This is a genomic window from Parabacteroides sp. merdae-related_45_40 (assembly GCF_001915675.1).
On the sequence record NZ_MNQY01000054.1, the window covers coordinates 30,661 to 47,714 of the forward strand.

A 17,054-nucleotide genomic window follows, 5' to 3' on the forward strand; every position below is an offset into this window, starting at 1 on the left:
ATAATAAATACGCGATATGAAAAACTTGAACATAGCATTACGTTCGCTTTTTAAGAAAGGAAGAAGTAATGGGATAAAGATTTTATCTCTGGGAGTCGGACTGGCGATGGGACTTGTCCTGATATCGAAAGTGTGTTTTGAACGTTCGTTTGATAAGTTTTATCCGGACAGCGACCGTATTTATCGGTTGCACGAAAACATCATCCGGGATGGTGAATATAAGTCCTACGGGCAGGTGAGCGGAGGCGTGGCTACAGCTATGCAAGTCGAGATACCGGAGGTTGAAAAAGCAACTCGTTTGACCTATATCGGGGGTGACAAGGAGTTGTTCAAGACACAGGATGGAAACCGTTATTCCGCCCGTTATGTCGTGATGGGCGATACGAATGTTTTCGATCTGTTGCCGCGTCCTATCCTGATCGGTGATCCGAAAGAGACTTTGTCCCGTCCGGGATATGTGATGATCTCGAATCGCATTGCCAAACTGTTGGGAGGTGCAGAACAGGCAGTGAACAAGGAATTTGAATTTGAATCCAGTCCAGGACAAACCTATACGATAGGAGGTGTGTTTGAAGATGTACCTGAAAATTCCCACTTGCGTTTTGAGATTGTTGCATCTTTGGAAGGTATGAGCAAGTGGAGTCGTGAAAATTGGCTGGGGAATGACCGTTATCTGGGATATGTAAAACTTTATCCCGGCACTGATCCGGAAAGCCTGACGACTGCCATTCGTGAGATGCAAGGACGGCATTGCGATCTGGAAGAGGTGAAAAAAGCGGGAATTGATTTGACTTATAGCCTGGTTCCGTTGATGGACATGCACAGTAACAGTGATGAGGTGAAGAGCATGAATTCCCTGTTGGGCTTTCTGGCTTTTGTGCTCATCTTTACGGCTGCGATGAATTATGTGCTTATCGTGATTTCCACGTTGATCAACCGGACCAAAGAGGTGGCTGTTCATAAATGTTATGGGGCTTCAGATAAGAACCTGTTCGGTATGATCATGTCGGAGACGTGTTTGCATATGCTGATTTCTTTGTTGCTTGCCGCTTTTCTGATCGTTCTGTTCCGTACGAAAACGGAAGAATTGTTAGGGGCAACGTTGGGAGCATTGTTCTCGACACAGACTATTGTGATACTGATAGGAGTTTGCATCGTGATCTTTTTCATTACCGGTTTGATCCCGACCTATATGTTCCTGCGTATTCCGGTGGCTGCCGCATTCCGTAATTTTAAAGAATCCCGCAGATACTGGAAACTTTGCCTGCTGTTCATACAGTTTTTGGCAACAGCCTATCTGGTGGCATTATTGTCGGTTATCAATAAGCAGTATGACTATATGGTAAATGTCGATCCCGGATATGCCTATGAGAAGTTGGCTTATTGCTCGACACAGGGTGTGGAAGAATCCGTCCGTAATACGGCAATCGAGGAATTGCGCAAGATACCCGAAGTTGACAAAGTTTCTGCCTGCTATGACCTGCCGATTTCAGGGATGTCGGGAAATAATGTTTCACTTCCTGGAGATGACCGCGAACTGTTTAATATTGCCGATATGTACTGGGTGAAAGATGATTTCTTTTCCTTGATGGAGATTCCGGTTATTGAAGGAGAGGTGTTCCGTTCTGACGGTTCGGCTTCGAACAAAGTGATGGTCAGCCGTTCTTTTGTCGAAAAGATGGAACAGGTGGCTGGTTGGACCGGGAGTGCGATTGGCAAGAACATTATAATTACGGAACATAGCCAGAATGGAGAACCGTTTACCATCTGCGGTGTGTATGAAGATGTTTGTATTGGCAGTACCGGTAATCCGGATACACGTCCGACCGCCCTGTTCTATGATAGATATGCACCGATGATCCTGATCAAATTCCATGAGATGTCACCGGAGAATATAAAAAAGGCACAAAAGGTGCTGGAAGATGTAATGCCCGACCGAAATGTTACAGTGACGGCTTATTATATGGATATGATAGACCTGTATAAGGATTCCCGCACGTTCCGCGACTCGGTTATGATCGGGGGAATCGTGACCTTGATTATTGCATTGATCGGTCTGCTGGGATATACCAGTGACGAAACGAACCGTCGTGGACGCGAAATTGCGATCCGTAAGGTGAACGGGGCGACGGCATGGAGTATCTTGAAGATGATTTCGAAAGACATTTCCTATATTGCGATTCCCGCTATCGTGATCGGTATGACTGTCGCTTATTATTCCGGTACGGGATGGTTGGAGAAATTTACGGAAAAGGCGCCCATCGGATTTTTTATCTTCCTGGCCGGAGCGATGATGGTCTATGTTTTGATCATTGCTTGTGTCCTGTACCGTGCATGGGCCGTTTCGAATTCTAATCCGGTTGATAGTTTGAAATCAGAGTAACGATAGTAGGAAAAGCAGATAAACACGATAGATATGAGAAACTTGAATATTGCCATACGCTCATTGTTCAAAAAAGGACGTCATAATGTAATGAAGATCATCTCGCTGAGTGTGGGGTTGTCTGTTGCGTTGGTCATGATTGCGAAGATCTATTTTGAACAATCTTACGATACCTTCTATCCGGATGCGGACCGGATTTACCGGATCTATGAGAATTATAGCATGAACGGGAAAGAGGAAGACTATTATCAGGTAAGCGGTGCTGTAGCTCCCGCTATGCGGAGTGAGATTCCGGGCGTGGAAGACGCTACCCGGCTTACCTATATCGGTGGAGATAATACCCTGTTCACGACACCTGACAAACAACGTTATTCCGCCCGTTATATCATGATGGCCGACAGTAATGTGTTCGATATCTTCCCTGTGCCGATCCTGTCCGGTAATCCGAAAGTGGTGTTGGCCAAACCGTGGTATGCTATGATATCCCGTTCGTTGGCGGAAAAGATGGGAGGTATCGAAAAAGTGGAAGGCTTGACGATCATCCCCGATGAGAATCCCGGTTTGGAGGTGACGATCGGAGGTGTATTCGAGGATCTGCCCCAGAATGCCAGCTTGCGTTACGATATGTTGGTTGCCATGTCCGGCATGGATCCGGAGAGTTTGAACAACTGGTTGGGTAACGACCGTTATGCCGGTTATGTGCGTCTGTCACCGGGAGTCACGCCTGATAGCCTGACTCCGGCTATTCATGATATGACGCTCCGGCACCACGATCAGGAAGCTTTGAGAAAGTCGGGCTACGAACTGACTTATACGCTTAGGCCCTTGCTCGACTTGCATAGCAAAGCGGGAGAGGTAAAAAACATGGTTATGATGTTGGGGATTCTGGCCTTTGCCCTTTTGTTCACGGCTATCATGAACTATATTCTCATTACCATTTCTTCGATCGTCAACCGGACGAAAGAAGTAGCCGTGCATAAGTCGTACGGGGCTTCGGAAACGAATATCCATAGCATGGTTTTGTCGGAAACGCTGGTACACATGGTCTGTTCGATCATGGTGAGTATTTTCTTGATTTTTCTTTGTCGGGATATTATTTATGATTTATTGGATGTTTCGGTCGAAACGTTGTTATTATCCAAAGGGGCTTTGGTACTACTGGGGGTTTGCGTGATTGTGTTTCTGGTGACCGGCTTGGTTCCGGGCTGTTTGTTCGCCCGTATTCCGGTGGCTGCCGCGTTCCGTAATTTCCGTGAAAGTCGCCGTGTCTGGAAACTCTGTCTACTTTTCCTCCAGTTTATTGCAGCGGGTTTGCTGGTGACCTTGTTATTGATTGTCGGCAGACAACATGCGTATATGGTGAACAGTGATCCGGGTTATTCGTATGACCGGCTGGCCTATTGCAGTATTTCGGCGATCGATTCCACGACTCGTTATAAGGTGCTGGATGAAGTGATGCGCCTGCCGGAAGTAGAAGCGGTGTCGACTTCCTATTCGTTGCCTTTTGGGTCGATGTCGGGCAATAATATCGCTTTACCGGAGTCGGAAAAGGAACTTTTTAATATTGCAGACCAGTATTGGGTGAGCAACGGATTCCTTGACTTAATGGAAATACCGGTGATAGAAGGCCGCTCGTTCACCGAGAATATCCCAGTTTCGGACGAAGTGATGGTGAACCGTGCTTTTGTGGAGAAGATGAAAGAATTCGTGGACTGGCCGGACGGTGCAGTCGGTAAATCCATTTATATATCGGAACATGATCGGTATGGCTCGAAGTATTATACGATTTGCGGGGTATATGAGAATTATATCATGGGGTCGCTCATCGATATGGATGCACGTCCTTCCGTCTTGTTCTACCGTCAACGTCCTTCTGCCCATTTGTTGGTGAAATTCCACCGGATGACTCCTGATGCAGTCGGAAAAGTAAATGAGAGATTGAAAGAGCTGATGCCGGACCAAGAGCCGAAACTGACGGTTTATTCCGTTCAGATGGTCGACCTGTACAGCAGTTCCCGGAAGTTCCGCGACGAAGTGATGATCGGGGGATTAATAACGCTGATAATCTCCCTGATCGGATTGATCGGCTATACGAACGACGAAGTGAACCGACGCCGCAAGGAATTGGCCATCCGCAAAGTGAACGGGGCTACGATGAAGGATATTCTACGGATATTCTTGAAAGACGTCCTTCGTATCGCCCTCCCTGCGATTTTATTAGGATGCGGCATATCTTATTTTGTCGCGGAACACTGGCAGCAGCAGTTTGTGGAAAAGATACCTCTTAGTGCGTGGATCTTCTTGGCAGGGGCATTGTTTGTCTGCCTGGTGGTCTTGATATGTATCGTGTACCGCATCTGGGATGTCGCGAACGAAGATCCGGTCGATAGCTTGAAATCGGAATAATCCGGGATCTCGTTTTCCCGGCGAGTGTCTAATATCTTTACACCACTGTCCAAAAATTAGACACTCGCGGAAAATATTGAAATTATTATAGGGTTGTAAATAAATGGTTTATGTGCTTTGGCACGCTGTTTGCCTATAGATAGGCAAGAAGAAGCAATAATAAAAAAACAGATACAGTCATGATTAAAATTGAAGGATTAAGTAAGTTTTTCCGTACGGAAGAGGTGGAAACGATCGCGTTGAACGGCGTGTCGATGGAAGTGAAGGATGGTGAGTTTGTGGCAATCATGGGCCCTTCCGGCTGTGGCAAGTCCACCTTGCTGAATATCCTGGGCCTGTTGGACAACCCGACATCGGGCAACTATTACCTGGCGGACAGGGAAGTCGGACACTTGAAAGAAAAAGAACGTACGCAGGTGCGTAAAGGAAATATCGGTTTCGTGTTCCAGAGTTTCAATCTGATCGACGAACTGAATGTCTTTGAAAACGTGGAGTTGCCGCTTACCTATCTCAAAGTGAAGGCAAGCGAGCGCAAGCAGATGGTCAATGACATCTTGAAGCGCATGAACATCAGCCACCGAGCCAACCACTTCCCACAGCAGCTTTCCGGAGGTCAGCAGCAGCGTGTCGCCATCGCCCGTGCCGTTGTTTCGAATCCGAAAATCATCCTCGCCGATGAGCCGACCGGTAACCTGGACTCCAAAAACGGAGCCGAAGTGATGCAGCTCTTGACCGAACTGAACAAAGAAGGAACCACCATTGTTATGGTGACACACTCCAAACACGATGCGAGCTTCGCCCACCGGGTGATCAACCTGTTCGACGGAAGTATCGTGTCGTCCGTAAACGAATTCATTTAATTTTTGTAAAATAGAACATAGACACATTCTAATTGTTTTGTGATCATATCCGGCTTGGGAAAGTCGGATATGTTCTTTGTGAGATATGAGTTTGGGGTTATGAATTATAAATGGAATACACTATGAATAATCTGTTGAATATAAAATCTTTTCTGAAATTCCTGAGCCGGAACAAGGGGTACACGGCGATCGACGTCTTCGGGCTGTCTGTTTCGCTGATGTTCGTGATCCTGATTGCGGTGTATGTGGAACGGGAATTGAATATCGACAAACAGCAGGCGAATTACGACCGAATCGTCGCCGTCGGCAATGAAGATTTCCTGGAATCGGCCGTCCCGGTTTCCTATTGGCTGGAAGAGCGGTATCCGGAGATCGAGAAGGTCTGTCCGGTCATCACGGACCAGGGGGAGGGCATGCAGGTCTTTTATGGCGACAAGAAGCTGAAGGCCGGCGTTATATTTGCCGATTCGACGTTCTTCGACATTTTTTCGTTCAAGCTGCTCGATGGCGACCGCAGCCGGCTGTTGGAAGATCCTTACGGCGCGGTCGTTTCGGAAAGTTTTGCCCGTAAGGTGTTCGGCAATGACGATCCGATCGGGAAGAGCTTGCGCATCAGCGACTCGACGAGTGTCATGGTTACCGGTGTCATGGAAGACATCTTCGGTGATTCCGAATGCGGACCTGTTGGTGCGTATCGAGCGGGTGACGGAGTTCAACCAATCACTGTCGAAGACGAATCCGGGTAACGCCGGCTCGTGCGTCTCGTTCCTGTTGCTGAAGCCGGGGATGGACTTGAAGGGGCGGACGGATGAGATACAGAGCTTTTTCAAAGAGCGGTATTGGATTTACCGGTATGATTTCGTGAAGGAAGCACGCGTTGTTCCACTTTCGGATATCTATTTCGGAAATACGGCGTCGCATAGCTTGAACCAAGGCGACAAGCGCTTTTCGTTGGTCTTGATGTCCGTCGGCATTCTGATCCTGATTTTCGCGATCATCAACTATATAAACCTGACGGTGGGGCACAGGCCGGCCAGCGGGCGAAGGAGATGGCGACACGCCGCCTCTTGGGGTCTTCGCGTGTGGAACTGTTCCTGCGGTTGATGTTGGAGGCTACTTTCCTGACAGTCGTTTCGTTTGCCATCGGGCTGATGTTTGCCAAGGCGGCACTGCCGTATGCCAATGACTTGTTGCAGGTGCGCTTGACGTTCGATGTGCTGGCGACACCGCTTTGGATAGGGGCGATCCTCCTGTTTATCGTGTTGACGGGAGCCTTGTCGGGGGTGCTTCCGGCATTGATGATCTCATCGGCCAAACCGATCGACGTGGTACGCGGGACGTTCCGCCGGCAGACGAAGATGGTGTTCAGCAAGGTCTTCATCACGTTCCAGAATGTGATCACGATCGCTATGATCGCCGCTTCGCTGACGATGTATCTCCAGATCGACCATCTGATCCACGCGCCGTTGGGCTACAACACGACGAACATAATCGAATCGGATAACATTTTCCGTTCCAAAAGCGAGATGGAACGGGCGGAAGATATGTTGCGCCAGCTTCCGATGGTCAAGGCTGTCGGCCACAGTAACGGAACACCTTCGAGCGGAACGAACAATATGAGTGGAACTTACGAGGACAAATCGCTCAGCTTCCAGCAGATACAGGTCGACAGCGCCGCTTTCCGCATTTTCGGTTTCGAGATCAAGTCGGACAACCGGGTGGCCAACGCCGATGGGGGGTGGTATTTGAACGAGCTGGCTTTTAAACAGATGGAATTGTCGGAAGATGCCCCTTCTTTCAGGTGGGGCGAAGATGCGACACCCGTCTTAGGGGTGATCCGTGATTTCCAGTTGAGGGACATTACGCAGGAAAATTCGCCGGTAATGTTCCGTTTCCGGAATATGGAATCAGGCTGGTGGCCGTGGAGCTACGTGATCGAGGTGCATGGTGATCCCGTCGAGGCATACGAGTCCGTGCGCAAAGTCTTCGAGGAGGTGTCGGGTGTTCCTTTCGAGGGACAGTTTATCGACCAGGGCATCCGTACGCATTTCGAATCGCAGATTCGTCTGGCCAAGATCGTGGTGATCTTCGCCTGCATTGCGATCCTGATCTCGCTGTTGGGTTTGCTTGCGATGTCTACCTATTTCATCCTGCAACGTTCGCAGGAGGTAGCGATCCGCAAGGTGTTCGGTTCGGACAACCGGGGAATCCTGGTGCGCCTCGTCGGTACGTTCCTGACATATGTCGGGATTGCGTTCGTGATCGCGACACCGTTGAGCTGGTATTTCATGAAGCAATGGCTGGCGGACTATAGCTACCGGATCGCGCTTAGCCCGCTGATTTTCATCGTTGCTGGTCTTTTCTGCCTCCTGATCTCCTTCCTGGCGGTATTCTTCCAAAGTTGGAAGGCGGCGAATGCAAATCCGGTAGAAAGCGTGAAAAACAATTGACAATTGTTTACAGTTCCCCCGGTCTTTCCTCCCCCGGCTTGCCGCCGCCTTCCGGCTTTTGGGTGGCTCTTTTGGCGTTGATGGTTTTGCGGGTGGCGAGGATGGCTTTCTGGCGGTCGATGAGACGGTTGATGTTATTGATGATCTCCAGATAGTCCGTCTCACCGTTCACTTCGGCCAGCGCGTTGAGGCGTTTGACGACAGCGCGGTAGGCGGCATCGGTTTCCTGGCGGGCCGCTTTGGTCGCGCCGGTGACGATGGTAGCCTGCTGGCTGTTGCGGTTGGTGAAGAAGGAGATGAATTTCTCATTCGCTTCCTTCAATCGCATCACCCATCTTTCGAGGCCGGCCATCTGGAGACGGTTCGTGACGTCTTCCAGCGAAACACCGTCCAACGGCGAGTTGGTCGGATCGGACAGTTCGCCGGGGCGTTCTTCTTCTTCCGAGTGGTTGTCAAATTCTTCCAAATCCTGGATCAGGTTTATCACAGCACTGTTTTCAGCCAGGTAAGGCAGTGAGCAGGGATCGCCGTTGCGGCGCAGGATGATATCGATTTGGCGGGCGATCTCGGCGATCACCGGATCGAAATCATTCATCGCGACATTGTTCTGGCGTTTTAATCCTCTGTAGGCATCGTCACGGACCTTGTCGAGGCGGGTGACATCATAGGAGAGGACGTTTTCGCCGCCGCTGACTTTCATGGAACCGTCAAATACGTTGTATTTAACTTTGTAGTTGTTTACGAACTCTGTGATTTTGGAGTCTTTGCATTTCTCAAACTCCACGATCGCGAAACTGTGGAAGCCAAAATTTTCGTCTTGGGTAAGACGGGATAAATCAAAACCTTTAATTTCAGACATGGTACATCGTTTAAATATTATTCTTCTGTTTTCATGCTGTCGGGAGTCCCGTCAACGTGTTTTTCTTTGTTTTCATGCTGTCGGGGGTCCCGTCAACGTGTTTTTCTTTGTTTTCATGCTGTCGGGGGTCCCGCCAACGTGTTTTTCTTTGTTTTCATGCTGTCGGGAGCCCCGTCAACGTGTTTTTCTTTGTTTTCATGCTGTCGGGAGTCCCGCCAACGTGTTTTTCTTTGTTTTTGTGCTGTCGGGAACCCCGCCGGGATGTTTTTTTCCGTATCTTTATTATCGGGCATCACATCGCTGACAAATATACCTTAAATTGGGCAGGAAACAATTATTTTATCCTTTAATTTTCAACAGATATTGAAAAATGTTGGAATTGCCGGGAGGAAGGCGACGCGAAACTGTCAAAATATTGGACACTCCTGTCTGAAATTTGGACAGAGGGTGCCGGTTGTTGCTTGATTATTATTCTGTTATCCAATTGATTATGTGTTGTGGTATAATTTTTGTATCTTATTGGGCAGAATAGAACAAATACAGATAGCGTGAAGGAGTAGTGACTTTTCTTTCAAGAGAAAAGTCACAGAATCAAATCTTTTTCTTGAGTGTGAAGAAGAATGTCATCCCCTTGCCCAGTCCGCTCTTGGCTGAGATCTGTCCTTTGTGGAAGTTTACGCCGTTCTTGACGATGGAGAGTCCCAGCGGCTGCGCCCCTTATCGACGCGGTAGAAGCGTTCGAAGATGCGGTTCACGTGCTCTTCCGAGACGCCGATGCCATTGTCCGAGAAACTGAAGTAGTAGAATTTCGGATCTTCCTTGTAGCAACTCACCGTGAGATGGATGCCTTCGCCCGCATACGCGATCGCGTTGTCGTAGAGGTTGCGGAAGATCGAGTAGAGCAGCGAATAATTGCCATAGATCGTAGGGTTGCCCGGAAGAGCCACCTCTGTCGTGATCTTCTTTTCTTCCATCTCCTTCGAACATTCCTTCTCGATCTCGCCGACCAGTTTTTGGATGTTCACTTCCGACAGCTCGAACATTTCGGAAGCTTCGTCCAGCCGGTTCAATACCGAAATGTCGCGCAGCAGCCCCGTCAGCCTCGTGCTTTGCGAGTAGCAGCGTTCGAGGAAGAACTGGCGTTTGTCGTCCGGCAGCTGCGGATTGCTGATGATCGTTTCGAGATAACCCTGGATACTGCTGACAGGAGTTTTCAGCTCGTGCGCCACGTTCTGCGTCAGCTGCCGTTTCATCCGGCTCTCTTCTTCCTGGCGGGAGATGTCGTTGATAGATATCTCATAGCTGTTGTCGAGGAACAGAATGCATTCGATCAGGAAAATCTTTCCGTTCTTGTCCACCGTGACCGATTCGCGCAACACTTTCCGCTTGCGGTTCGTGTTCGGGATGTTTTTGGAGAGGAACAGATGGATCGGTTCCAGTTCCGGAATGTCGACCGCGTCTTCCGACTGTCGTATCTGCATGTCGGAAATCAGGTTCGCGAACTGTACGAACAGGATATTGGACAATATCTCCCTGCCTTCCGGTGTGAACATGGCGAAACCTTCTTTTGCGTACTGGAAATGCTTGATCAGCTTCTCGCGTTCCATCGAAAGCTCGTCCTTGGCCTTCTGCTGGCGGTGGTAAAGCCCGACGATATTCTTCGATATGTCTCCAAGCTCGTCGTTGGGAAAGACATATTCGTTCTTCGGTATGCGGTCTTTCTCCACGTTCAGGGCGAAGTCGCGCAGCTTCGAGATCGTCCGCCCGATGCTGAACGTGAAGCGGGAGAGGACGAAGAAAAATATCAGCGTCATCAACGCCATAAAATAGATGAAATCCTTGTCGATCGTCAGTACGCGCTGTGTGTAAGGGTCCCAGGGGAGGGCGGAGCGGTAGATATACCCGCCGATATTCGTCGCCGTGTAGAAATAGCGCTTGCCGGTCGAGTTGGACGAACGGATGGCGAACCCTTCATTGTAGAGGCGTGCCTTGCGTACCTCGCTGCGGTCGTTATGGTTGTTGAATTCCTCGGCACCGCTATTGTCGAACAACACTTTCCCTGCCGGATCGATAATGGTCACGCGAAGATCCTTTTGGGGGATGTCGTCGATAAACTGGTGAACCACCTGGTTGATATCCTCAGTCTGTTGCGTGCGGCGGAACAACTGGTAGTTGTAATTCCCCAACACGTTGTTCAACTTCTCTTGGGCAAACTCCCGTTCCCGCTGATACTGGAACAACAGGAAGCAAGCCGTGAACCCCAGGAACATGGCGAATATCGACCAGAAAAGTCGCTGGCTGAAAGGTATTCTGCTGTTTGTCGTTGATTCTATCTTGACCATGGGGTAAATTAAGAATTAAGAAGTAAGAAGTAAAAATTAAAAATTAAGAAGTAAGAAATCATCTTGGAATGTAAGAATAAGTGCCCGTTCGTTTATTTTGTAATTTTTAATTCTCAATTTTTAATTTTCAAAGCAGTATCCGAAGCCGAGCCGCGTCACGATGTTTTTGCCGTATGGTCCGATCTTTTTGCGCAGGCGGGTGATGTTTACATCGATGGTGCGGTCGAGCACATATACTTCGTCTTTCCATATCCGGGAAAGGATCTCCTCGCGCGAGAAGACGTTCCCTTTGTTTTCAAGAAGGAGTTTCAGTATCTCGAATTCCTTTTTGGTGAGCGGGACTTCCTGTCCGTCTACGGAGGCTTTTATGCGCTTCGTGTCGAGTGAGAGAGTTTCATATTTGAGGCATTCGTTTTCCGGCACTTTCTCCTTGTCTGATGTGCGGCGCAGCACGGCTTTCACGCGTGCCACCACCTGACGGATGGAGAAAGGCTTGGATATGTAGTCGTCGGCTCCCAAGTTGAAGCCTGTCAGCATATCGTTTTCAGTGTCCTTGGCTGTCAGGAAGATGATGGGGATATCGACCGTCTTTTCTTCTTTCTTGAGGATGCTGGCCATCTTGAATCCGGATATTTCACCCATCATGACATCTAAAAGCAGCAGTTGGTAGGAGGCTATATCCATCTTTAACGCTTCCTCGGCACTGAAAGCCGTGTCTACTTCATACCCTTCTATCTCAAGATTGAACTTGAGGATTTCGCATAAATCCTCTTCATCGTCCACTACAAGAATCTTCGGCATATCCATAATCTTTGTCTCTTTTTTATTACAAATATAATTTATTTCTGCAAAGGACGTATTTCTGTATTTCGATGAAATGAAATACGTATTACAATAGCGTTACAAATGCGTCAGATCGCCACATCCTGCCACTGTCCGCCGATCAGTTCGCGGGTGGATTTGAACCCGGCCTTTTTCAGCAGTTCGAATGCTTCCGCACGTCCGTCGTTCACCAGGTCGGGATAGTGGCAGTCTGAGTTTACCATCACCGGAATATCCAGCTCACGTAAGCGGTGCAGATAGTCGGTATGCGGGTAGACCTCCTGTTTCTTCACGAGGTTTTTCGTGTTGACTTCGACCATCAGTCCCTTTTCGGCGATCAGGTGCAGACAGTCGTTGAACGGTTTTTGATACCAGTCCGCTTGTAGGTCGAAGCCTTCGCATTTGTGCCCGTTCATGTATATCTTGTCCATGTGCCCGACGATGTCGATTCCGCCTGCCTCGATCATTCGCCGTGTGGAACTGAAATAGTGGGCGACCAGCTTGCGGATATCTCCGTCGTAGTAGGCGTCGACAGACTTCTGGTATTCCCGGAAAGGACCGTCGATACACACCATATTCTCTTCCGCAAGCGGCTGTGCGATCGGAAGAAAGTGGATGGAACCGATACGGTAATCGAGCGGCAGATTGCGGAAGTAGGGGATGGACGCGTTGTAGCTCTCGTCTAAGAAATCGATTTCCAGTCCTACGTATATTTCCAACCGGTCACTGTATTTCTTTTTCAGTCGTTCTATTTCTGTCAGGTATTCGGGCATGTCGTCTTTAGACATGTTCCAGAATGTTTCGAACGGCAGTGGTGAATGGGATGAAAAACCGTAGGCGCGGAACCCGTGCGCAACAGCGAATTTAATGAAGTCTTCCGGCGTGCTCCGACCGTCACAGAATGTACAATGGCTATGGTAGTTACTGAGTTGCATAAATTTTTACTTGTAAAAGGGCAAAGATAATTTTTTTATCCCGAAAGACAACCTGTTTGATAAAAAAAGGCTTGATTGCTGCCTAAGGGTTAGCGGCAGAATCAAGCCTTGAAAAACACGTGAATAATGAAAAATCGTATGTTTTATTTTATTACGTTCAGTTCTTTTCCAACTTTGATAAATGCAGCGATTGCTTTATCCAGATGTTCCGTTTCGTGGCCTGCGGACAACTGTACGCGGATGCGGGCCTGGCCTTTCGGCACTACCGGGTAGTAGAAGCCGGTAACATAAATGCCTTCTTCCTGCATCTTGGCTGCGAAATCCTGGGATAATTTAGCATCATACAGCATAACGGCGCAGATTGCGGACTGAGTCGGCTTGATGTCGAAACCGGCTGCTAACATCTTTTCACGGAAGTAGCTGACGTTGTTCATCAGTTTCGTATGCAAAGCATCGCTTTCTTTCAGCATCTTGAACATTTCCAGGCTGGCGCCTACGATAGCGGGAGCGACAGAGTTAGAGAACAGATAAGGACGGGAGCGCTGACGCAGCATGTCGATGATCTCTTTCTTTCCGGTTGTGAATCCGCCCATGGCGCCACCGAATGCTTTACCTAACGTACCTGTGAAGATATCGACTCTTCCGTATACATTATATTGTTCAGCCACACCGTGTCCTGTCGGGCCTACTACACCGGCAGAGTGGGATTCGTCAACCATTACCAATGCGTCGTATTTTTCTGCCAGTTCGCAGATTTTGTCCATCGGGGCCACGTTTCCGTCCATAGAGAACACACCGTCTGTTGCGATGATGCGGTGACGTTGTGCCTGGGCTTCTTGCAGGCAACGTTCCAGGTCGGCCATGTCTGCATTGGCATAACGGTAGCGTTTTGCCTTGCAAAGACGTACGCCGTCGATAATGGAGGCATGGTTTAAAGCATCGGAGATGATCGCATCCTCTTCAGTGAACAACGGTTCGAACAGACCGCCGTTGGCATCGAAACATGCAGCGTACAGGATCGTATCTTCGGTCTTGAAATAGTCGGAGATAGCGGCTTCCAGTTGTTTGTGCAGATCCTGTGTCCCACAGATGAAACGTACGGATGACATGCCGTATCCGTGTGTGTCCATAGCTTCTTTGGCAGCCTTGATCAGACGTTGGTTGTCAGACAGGCCCAGATAGTTGTTTGCGCAGAAGTTCAAAACGTCGCTTCCTGCGTTTACTTTGATGTCGGCTCTTTGAGGAGTGGTGATGATACGCTCGTTCTTATACAATCCGGCAGCTTTGATGTTTGCCAATTCCTGAGTAAGGAAATCTTTCAGTTTACCGTACATAACTTTGTTTTTTGTTAGTATTTTTAATTAAGTTGACAATTATATCTCTATTATCGCAGACAAGTGGCAAAATATTATTCTTGAAACCATTTTTTTCTTTGTCTCTGATTTGTCTGCCGATGCGGCAAAGGTCATATTTTTTTTGAATATATAGGCTAAAAAATACAAGAAATTCATACCGGAATGTTTTTATTCTCTATACCTTTGCCATCGAAAAAACTTAAAAGAACATCAAACGCAATGAAGAATGTATTAGTAATTGGTTCTACCGGTCAGATTGGATCAGAGTTAACCATGAAGTTGAGAGGTATCTACGGTGGAAACATTGTAGCAGGTTACATCCCCGGACAGGAGCCTAAAGGCGAACTGCTGGAATCAGGACCTTCTGCAATTGTCGACATTACAAACGAACAGCAGATTGCTGAGACTGTGTCCAAATATAAGGTAGATACGATTTATAACTTGGCTGCACTGCTGTCAGCCGTTGCAGAAGCAAAACCGCAGCTTGCCTGGAAAATCGGTATGGGCGGTTTGTTTAACGTATTGGAAGTTGCGCGTGAAATGCATTGTGCTGTATTCACTCCGAGTTCAATCGGTGTGTTTGGCAATAACACGCCGAAAGACAAGACTCCGCAGGATACGATCCGTAACCCGCGTACTATGTACGGTGTTACGAAAGTTTCAGGCGAGTTGTTGAGTGACTACTACAACATCCGTTTCGGCGTCGACACCCGTTCCGTACGTTTTCCGGGACTTATCTCCTATGTAACACCTCCGGGTGGTGGTACGACCGACTACGCAGTTGATATCTATTATTCGGCTGCTAAAGGTGAGAAGTTCGTATGTCCGATCAAGCAGGGTACATTCATGGATATGATGTATATGCCGGACGGTCTGCGTGCAGCTATTGAAATTATGGAAGCCGATTCGACGAAGTTCGTTCATCGTAACTCTTTCAACATTGCATCCATGAGCTTTGATCCTGAAATTATCTACAACAACATCAAAAAGTATGTTCCTGACTTCCAGATGGAATATGATGTGGATCCGTTACGTCAGGCTATCGCAGAATCATGGCCTAACTCTTTGGATGACACGTGTGCCCGTGAGGAATGGGGCTGGAAACCGGAATATGATCTGGATTCCATGACTCAGGATATGTTGGCTAAATTGAAAGAACGTTTCAATAAGTAAGAATTAATTTTCCGATCATTAACAGAGCGGTAGGAAAGAGGCGACTGCCCGGTGCGGGCAGTCGCTTTTTTGTTTGGATCGTTTTTATCTAGTATTGTAGGCTGTTTCAATCATAATGTGTCTGTTGCTTGTGCAGGGAATGACTAAGTCAAAAGTGTATGAAAAATTATGTTGTAAAACATGAAATGGTTAAATCAGGTTAAGAGAAAGCTTTTTTTTGTGGAAATATTATGCTGCATAACATAAACTCTCTATATTTGCACTGTGTTTTTCATGGTATTAGATTTAAGGTTAACAATGAAGATTGGCTGTCCGTGAGGATAGCCTTTTTTTATTTATACCCGGTTGATGTTGTTTCCTCCGAGAAGCGATCATTTTATCCGAATTGCCCGTTCTTTTCGTATTCTTGATTATATTTGTATATCAGAAAAGATTCATTGTAATAAAAATATCTTTATATGGAAATGTACAAAGCAAATGACAACCGGTATGCCGATATGGCTTATAGGCGTTGTGGGCGGAGCGGATTGCTATTGCCGGTCATCTCTTTGGGATTGTGGCATAATTTCGGCAGTGTAGATGTGTTCAGTAACTTTATTCAGATTGCGTATGCCGCTTTCGACAATGGGATTACACATTTTGATCTTGCCAATAATTACGGTCCTGTGTATGGATCGGCAGAGGAAAATTTCGGCCGTATCCTGAAGAAAGGTCTGGGGCAATATCGGGATGAACTTGTTATTTCCACAAAAGCCGGATATGACATGTGGCCTGGTCCGTATGGCAACTGGGGAAGTCGCAAGTATCTGATGGCAAGCCTTGACCAGAGTTTGAAGCGGATGGGATTAGAATATGTGGATATTTTCTATTCGCATCGTCCGGACCCACAGACGCCGATCGAAGAAACGATGGGAGCATTGGCTGATATCGTCCGCCAGGGAAAAGCCCTGTATGTCGGGATATCGAATTACACTGCCGGACAGACGGAAAAAGCACTTGCCGTATTGAAAGAACATCGTGTGCCTTGCTTGATCCATCAAGCGCGTTATTCGATGCTGGATCGCAGGATCGAACCGGACTTGTTGCCTCTGTTGAAGCAGGAAGGAGTAGGGATGATCGCCTTCTCGCCATTGGCACAGGGCATGTTGACGGATAAGTATCTGAACGGTATTCCCGATAATTCGCGTGCGGCCAAATCTACAGGCCATCTTCAACGTGAACAGGTGACGGAAGAAAAAATAAATAAAGTAAGACAACTGAATGACCTTGCCAAACAACGCGGACAGACGTTAGCGGAAATGGCGATTGCCTGGCTGTTGAAAGACGACCGGGTGACGAGCGTCCTGGTGGGAGCCAGTTCGGTTGCACAGTTGATAGATAACCTGAAGGCGTTACAAAATACAGCCTTTTCAGCGGAAGAAATACAAATGATAGAAAATATATTACAGTAATATACACTGATAAATCAT

Annotated in this window: 10 protein-coding genes and 1 pseudogene; 6 read left to right on the top strand and 5 right to left on the bottom strand. The window is 47.8% G+C overall.

Annotation, left to right across the window (positions count from 1 at the left end; genetic code table 11):
* Positions 1–16: 16 nt before the first annotated feature.
* From BHV83_RS09055 to BHV83_RS21750, 4 genes and pseudogenes are all read left to right on the top strand, one after another.
* On the top strand, positions 17–2,383 hold the full coding sequence (locus BHV83_RS09055) for an ABC transporter permease (protein WP_005635854.1): 2,367 nt from the start codon (positions 17–19) through the stop codon (positions 2,381–2,383).
* A 33-nt stretch (positions 2,384–2,416) separates the two neighbouring features.
* On the top strand, positions 2,417–4,789 hold the full coding sequence (locus BHV83_RS09060; RefSeq protein ID WP_286757420.1) for an FtsX-like permease family protein: 2,373 nt from the start codon (positions 2,417–2,419) through the stop codon (positions 4,787–4,789).
* 179 nt (positions 4,790–4,968) lie between these two features.
* Complete coding sequence (locus BHV83_RS09065) at positions 4,969–5,649, top strand: ABC transporter ATP-binding protein (protein ID WP_119216391.1); 681 nt, start codon at positions 4,969–4,971, stop codon at positions 5,647–5,649.
* Between the two features lie 122 nt (positions 5,650–5,771).
* Positions 5,772–8,099 (top strand): annotated as a pseudogene (locus BHV83_RS21750) (ABC transporter permease).
* A 7-nt stretch (positions 8,100–8,106) separates the two neighbouring features.
* Here BHV83_RS21750 and BHV83_RS09085 read toward each other — a convergent pair.
* The 5 genes from BHV83_RS09085 to kbl all read right to left on the bottom strand — a co-directional run bounded on the left by BHV83_RS09085 (position 8,107) and on the right by kbl (position 14,391).
* Complete coding sequence (locus BHV83_RS09085; protein WP_005638869.1) at positions 8,107–8,958, bottom strand: DUF6261 family protein; 852 nt, start codon at positions 8,956–8,958, stop codon at positions 8,107–8,109.
* A gap of 674 nt (positions 8,959–9,632) precedes the next feature.
* Positions 9,633–11,300: a two-component system sensor histidine kinase PhoR gene (gene phoR, locus BHV83_RS09090; RefSeq protein ID WP_502687961.1), complete on the bottom strand. Its 1,668-nt coding sequence runs from the start codon at positions 11,298–11,300 to the stop codon at positions 9,633–9,635.
* A 120-nt stretch (positions 11,301–11,420) separates the two neighbouring features.
* Complete coding sequence (gene phoB, locus BHV83_RS09095; protein WP_286757424.1) at positions 11,421–12,107, bottom strand: two-component system response regulator PhoB; 687 nt, start codon at positions 12,105–12,107, stop codon at positions 11,421–11,423.
* A 104-nt stretch (positions 12,108–12,211) separates the two neighbouring features.
* A complete protein-coding gene (locus BHV83_RS09100; RefSeq protein ID WP_005650269.1) occupies positions 12,212–13,057 on the bottom strand; it encodes a histidinol-phosphatase in 846 nt (281 codons plus the stop codon).
* A 143-nt stretch (positions 13,058–13,200) separates the two neighbouring features.
* Complete coding sequence (gene kbl / locus BHV83_RS09105) at positions 13,201–14,391, bottom strand: glycine C-acetyltransferase (protein ID WP_005638878.1); 1,191 nt, start codon at positions 14,389–14,391, stop codon at positions 13,201–13,203.
* A gap of 240 nt (positions 14,392–14,631) precedes the next feature.
* Here kbl and BHV83_RS09110 point away from each other — a divergent pair, with 240 nt between their 5' ends.
* Together BHV83_RS09110 and mgrA are read left to right on the top strand one after the other, a co-directional pair.
* A complete protein-coding gene (locus tag BHV83_RS09110) occupies positions 14,632–15,585 on the top strand; it encodes an NAD-dependent epimerase/dehydratase family protein (protein WP_005642513.1) in 954 nt (317 codons plus the stop codon).
* Between the two features lie 458 nt (positions 15,586–16,043).
* The gene (gene mgrA, locus BHV83_RS09115) at positions 16,044–17,036 is read left to right on the top strand and encodes an L-glyceraldehyde 3-phosphate reductase (protein WP_005638883.1); all 993 of its coding nucleotides are present in this window, start codon (positions 16,044–16,046) and stop codon (positions 17,034–17,036) included.
* Positions 17,037–17,054 lie beyond the last annotated feature (18 nt).

Bases quoted from the DNA above. Each gene is read 5' to 3' on its own strand.
- BHV83_RS09055 (WP_005635854.1), top strand. From the start codon at position 17: ATGAAAAACTTGAACATAGCATTACGTTCGCTTTTTAAGAAAGGAAGA.
- BHV83_RS09060 (WP_286757420.1), top strand. From the start codon at position 2,417: ATGAGAAACTTGAATATTGCCATACGCTCATTGTTCAAAAAAGGACGT.
- BHV83_RS09065 (WP_119216391.1), top strand. From the start codon at position 4,969: ATGATTAAAATTGAAGGATTAAGTAAGTTTTTCCGTACGGAAGAGGTG.
- BHV83_RS09085 (WP_005638869.1), bottom strand. From the start codon at position 8,958: ATGTCTGAAATTAAAGGTTTTGATTTATCCCGTCTTACCCAAGACGAA.
- phoR (WP_502687961.1), bottom strand. From the start codon at position 11,300: ATGGTCAAGATAGAATCAACGACAAACAGCAGAATACCTTTCAGCCAG.
- phoB (WP_286757424.1), bottom strand. From the start codon at position 12,107: ATGGATATGCCGAAGATTCTTGTAGTGGACGATGAAGAGGATTTATGC.
- BHV83_RS09100 (WP_005650269.1), bottom strand. From the start codon at position 13,057: ATGCAACTCAGTAACTACCATAGCCATTGTACATTCTGTGACGGTCGG.
- kbl (WP_005638878.1), bottom strand. From the start codon at position 14,391: ATGTACGGTAAACTGAAAGATTTCCTTACTCAGGAATTGGCAAACATC.
- BHV83_RS09110 (WP_005642513.1), top strand. From the start codon at position 14,632: ATGAAGAATGTATTAGTAATTGGTTCTACCGGTCAGATTGGATCAGAG.
- mgrA (WP_005638883.1), top strand. From the start codon at position 16,044: ATGGAAATGTACAAAGCAAATGACAACCGGTATGCCGATATGGCTTAT.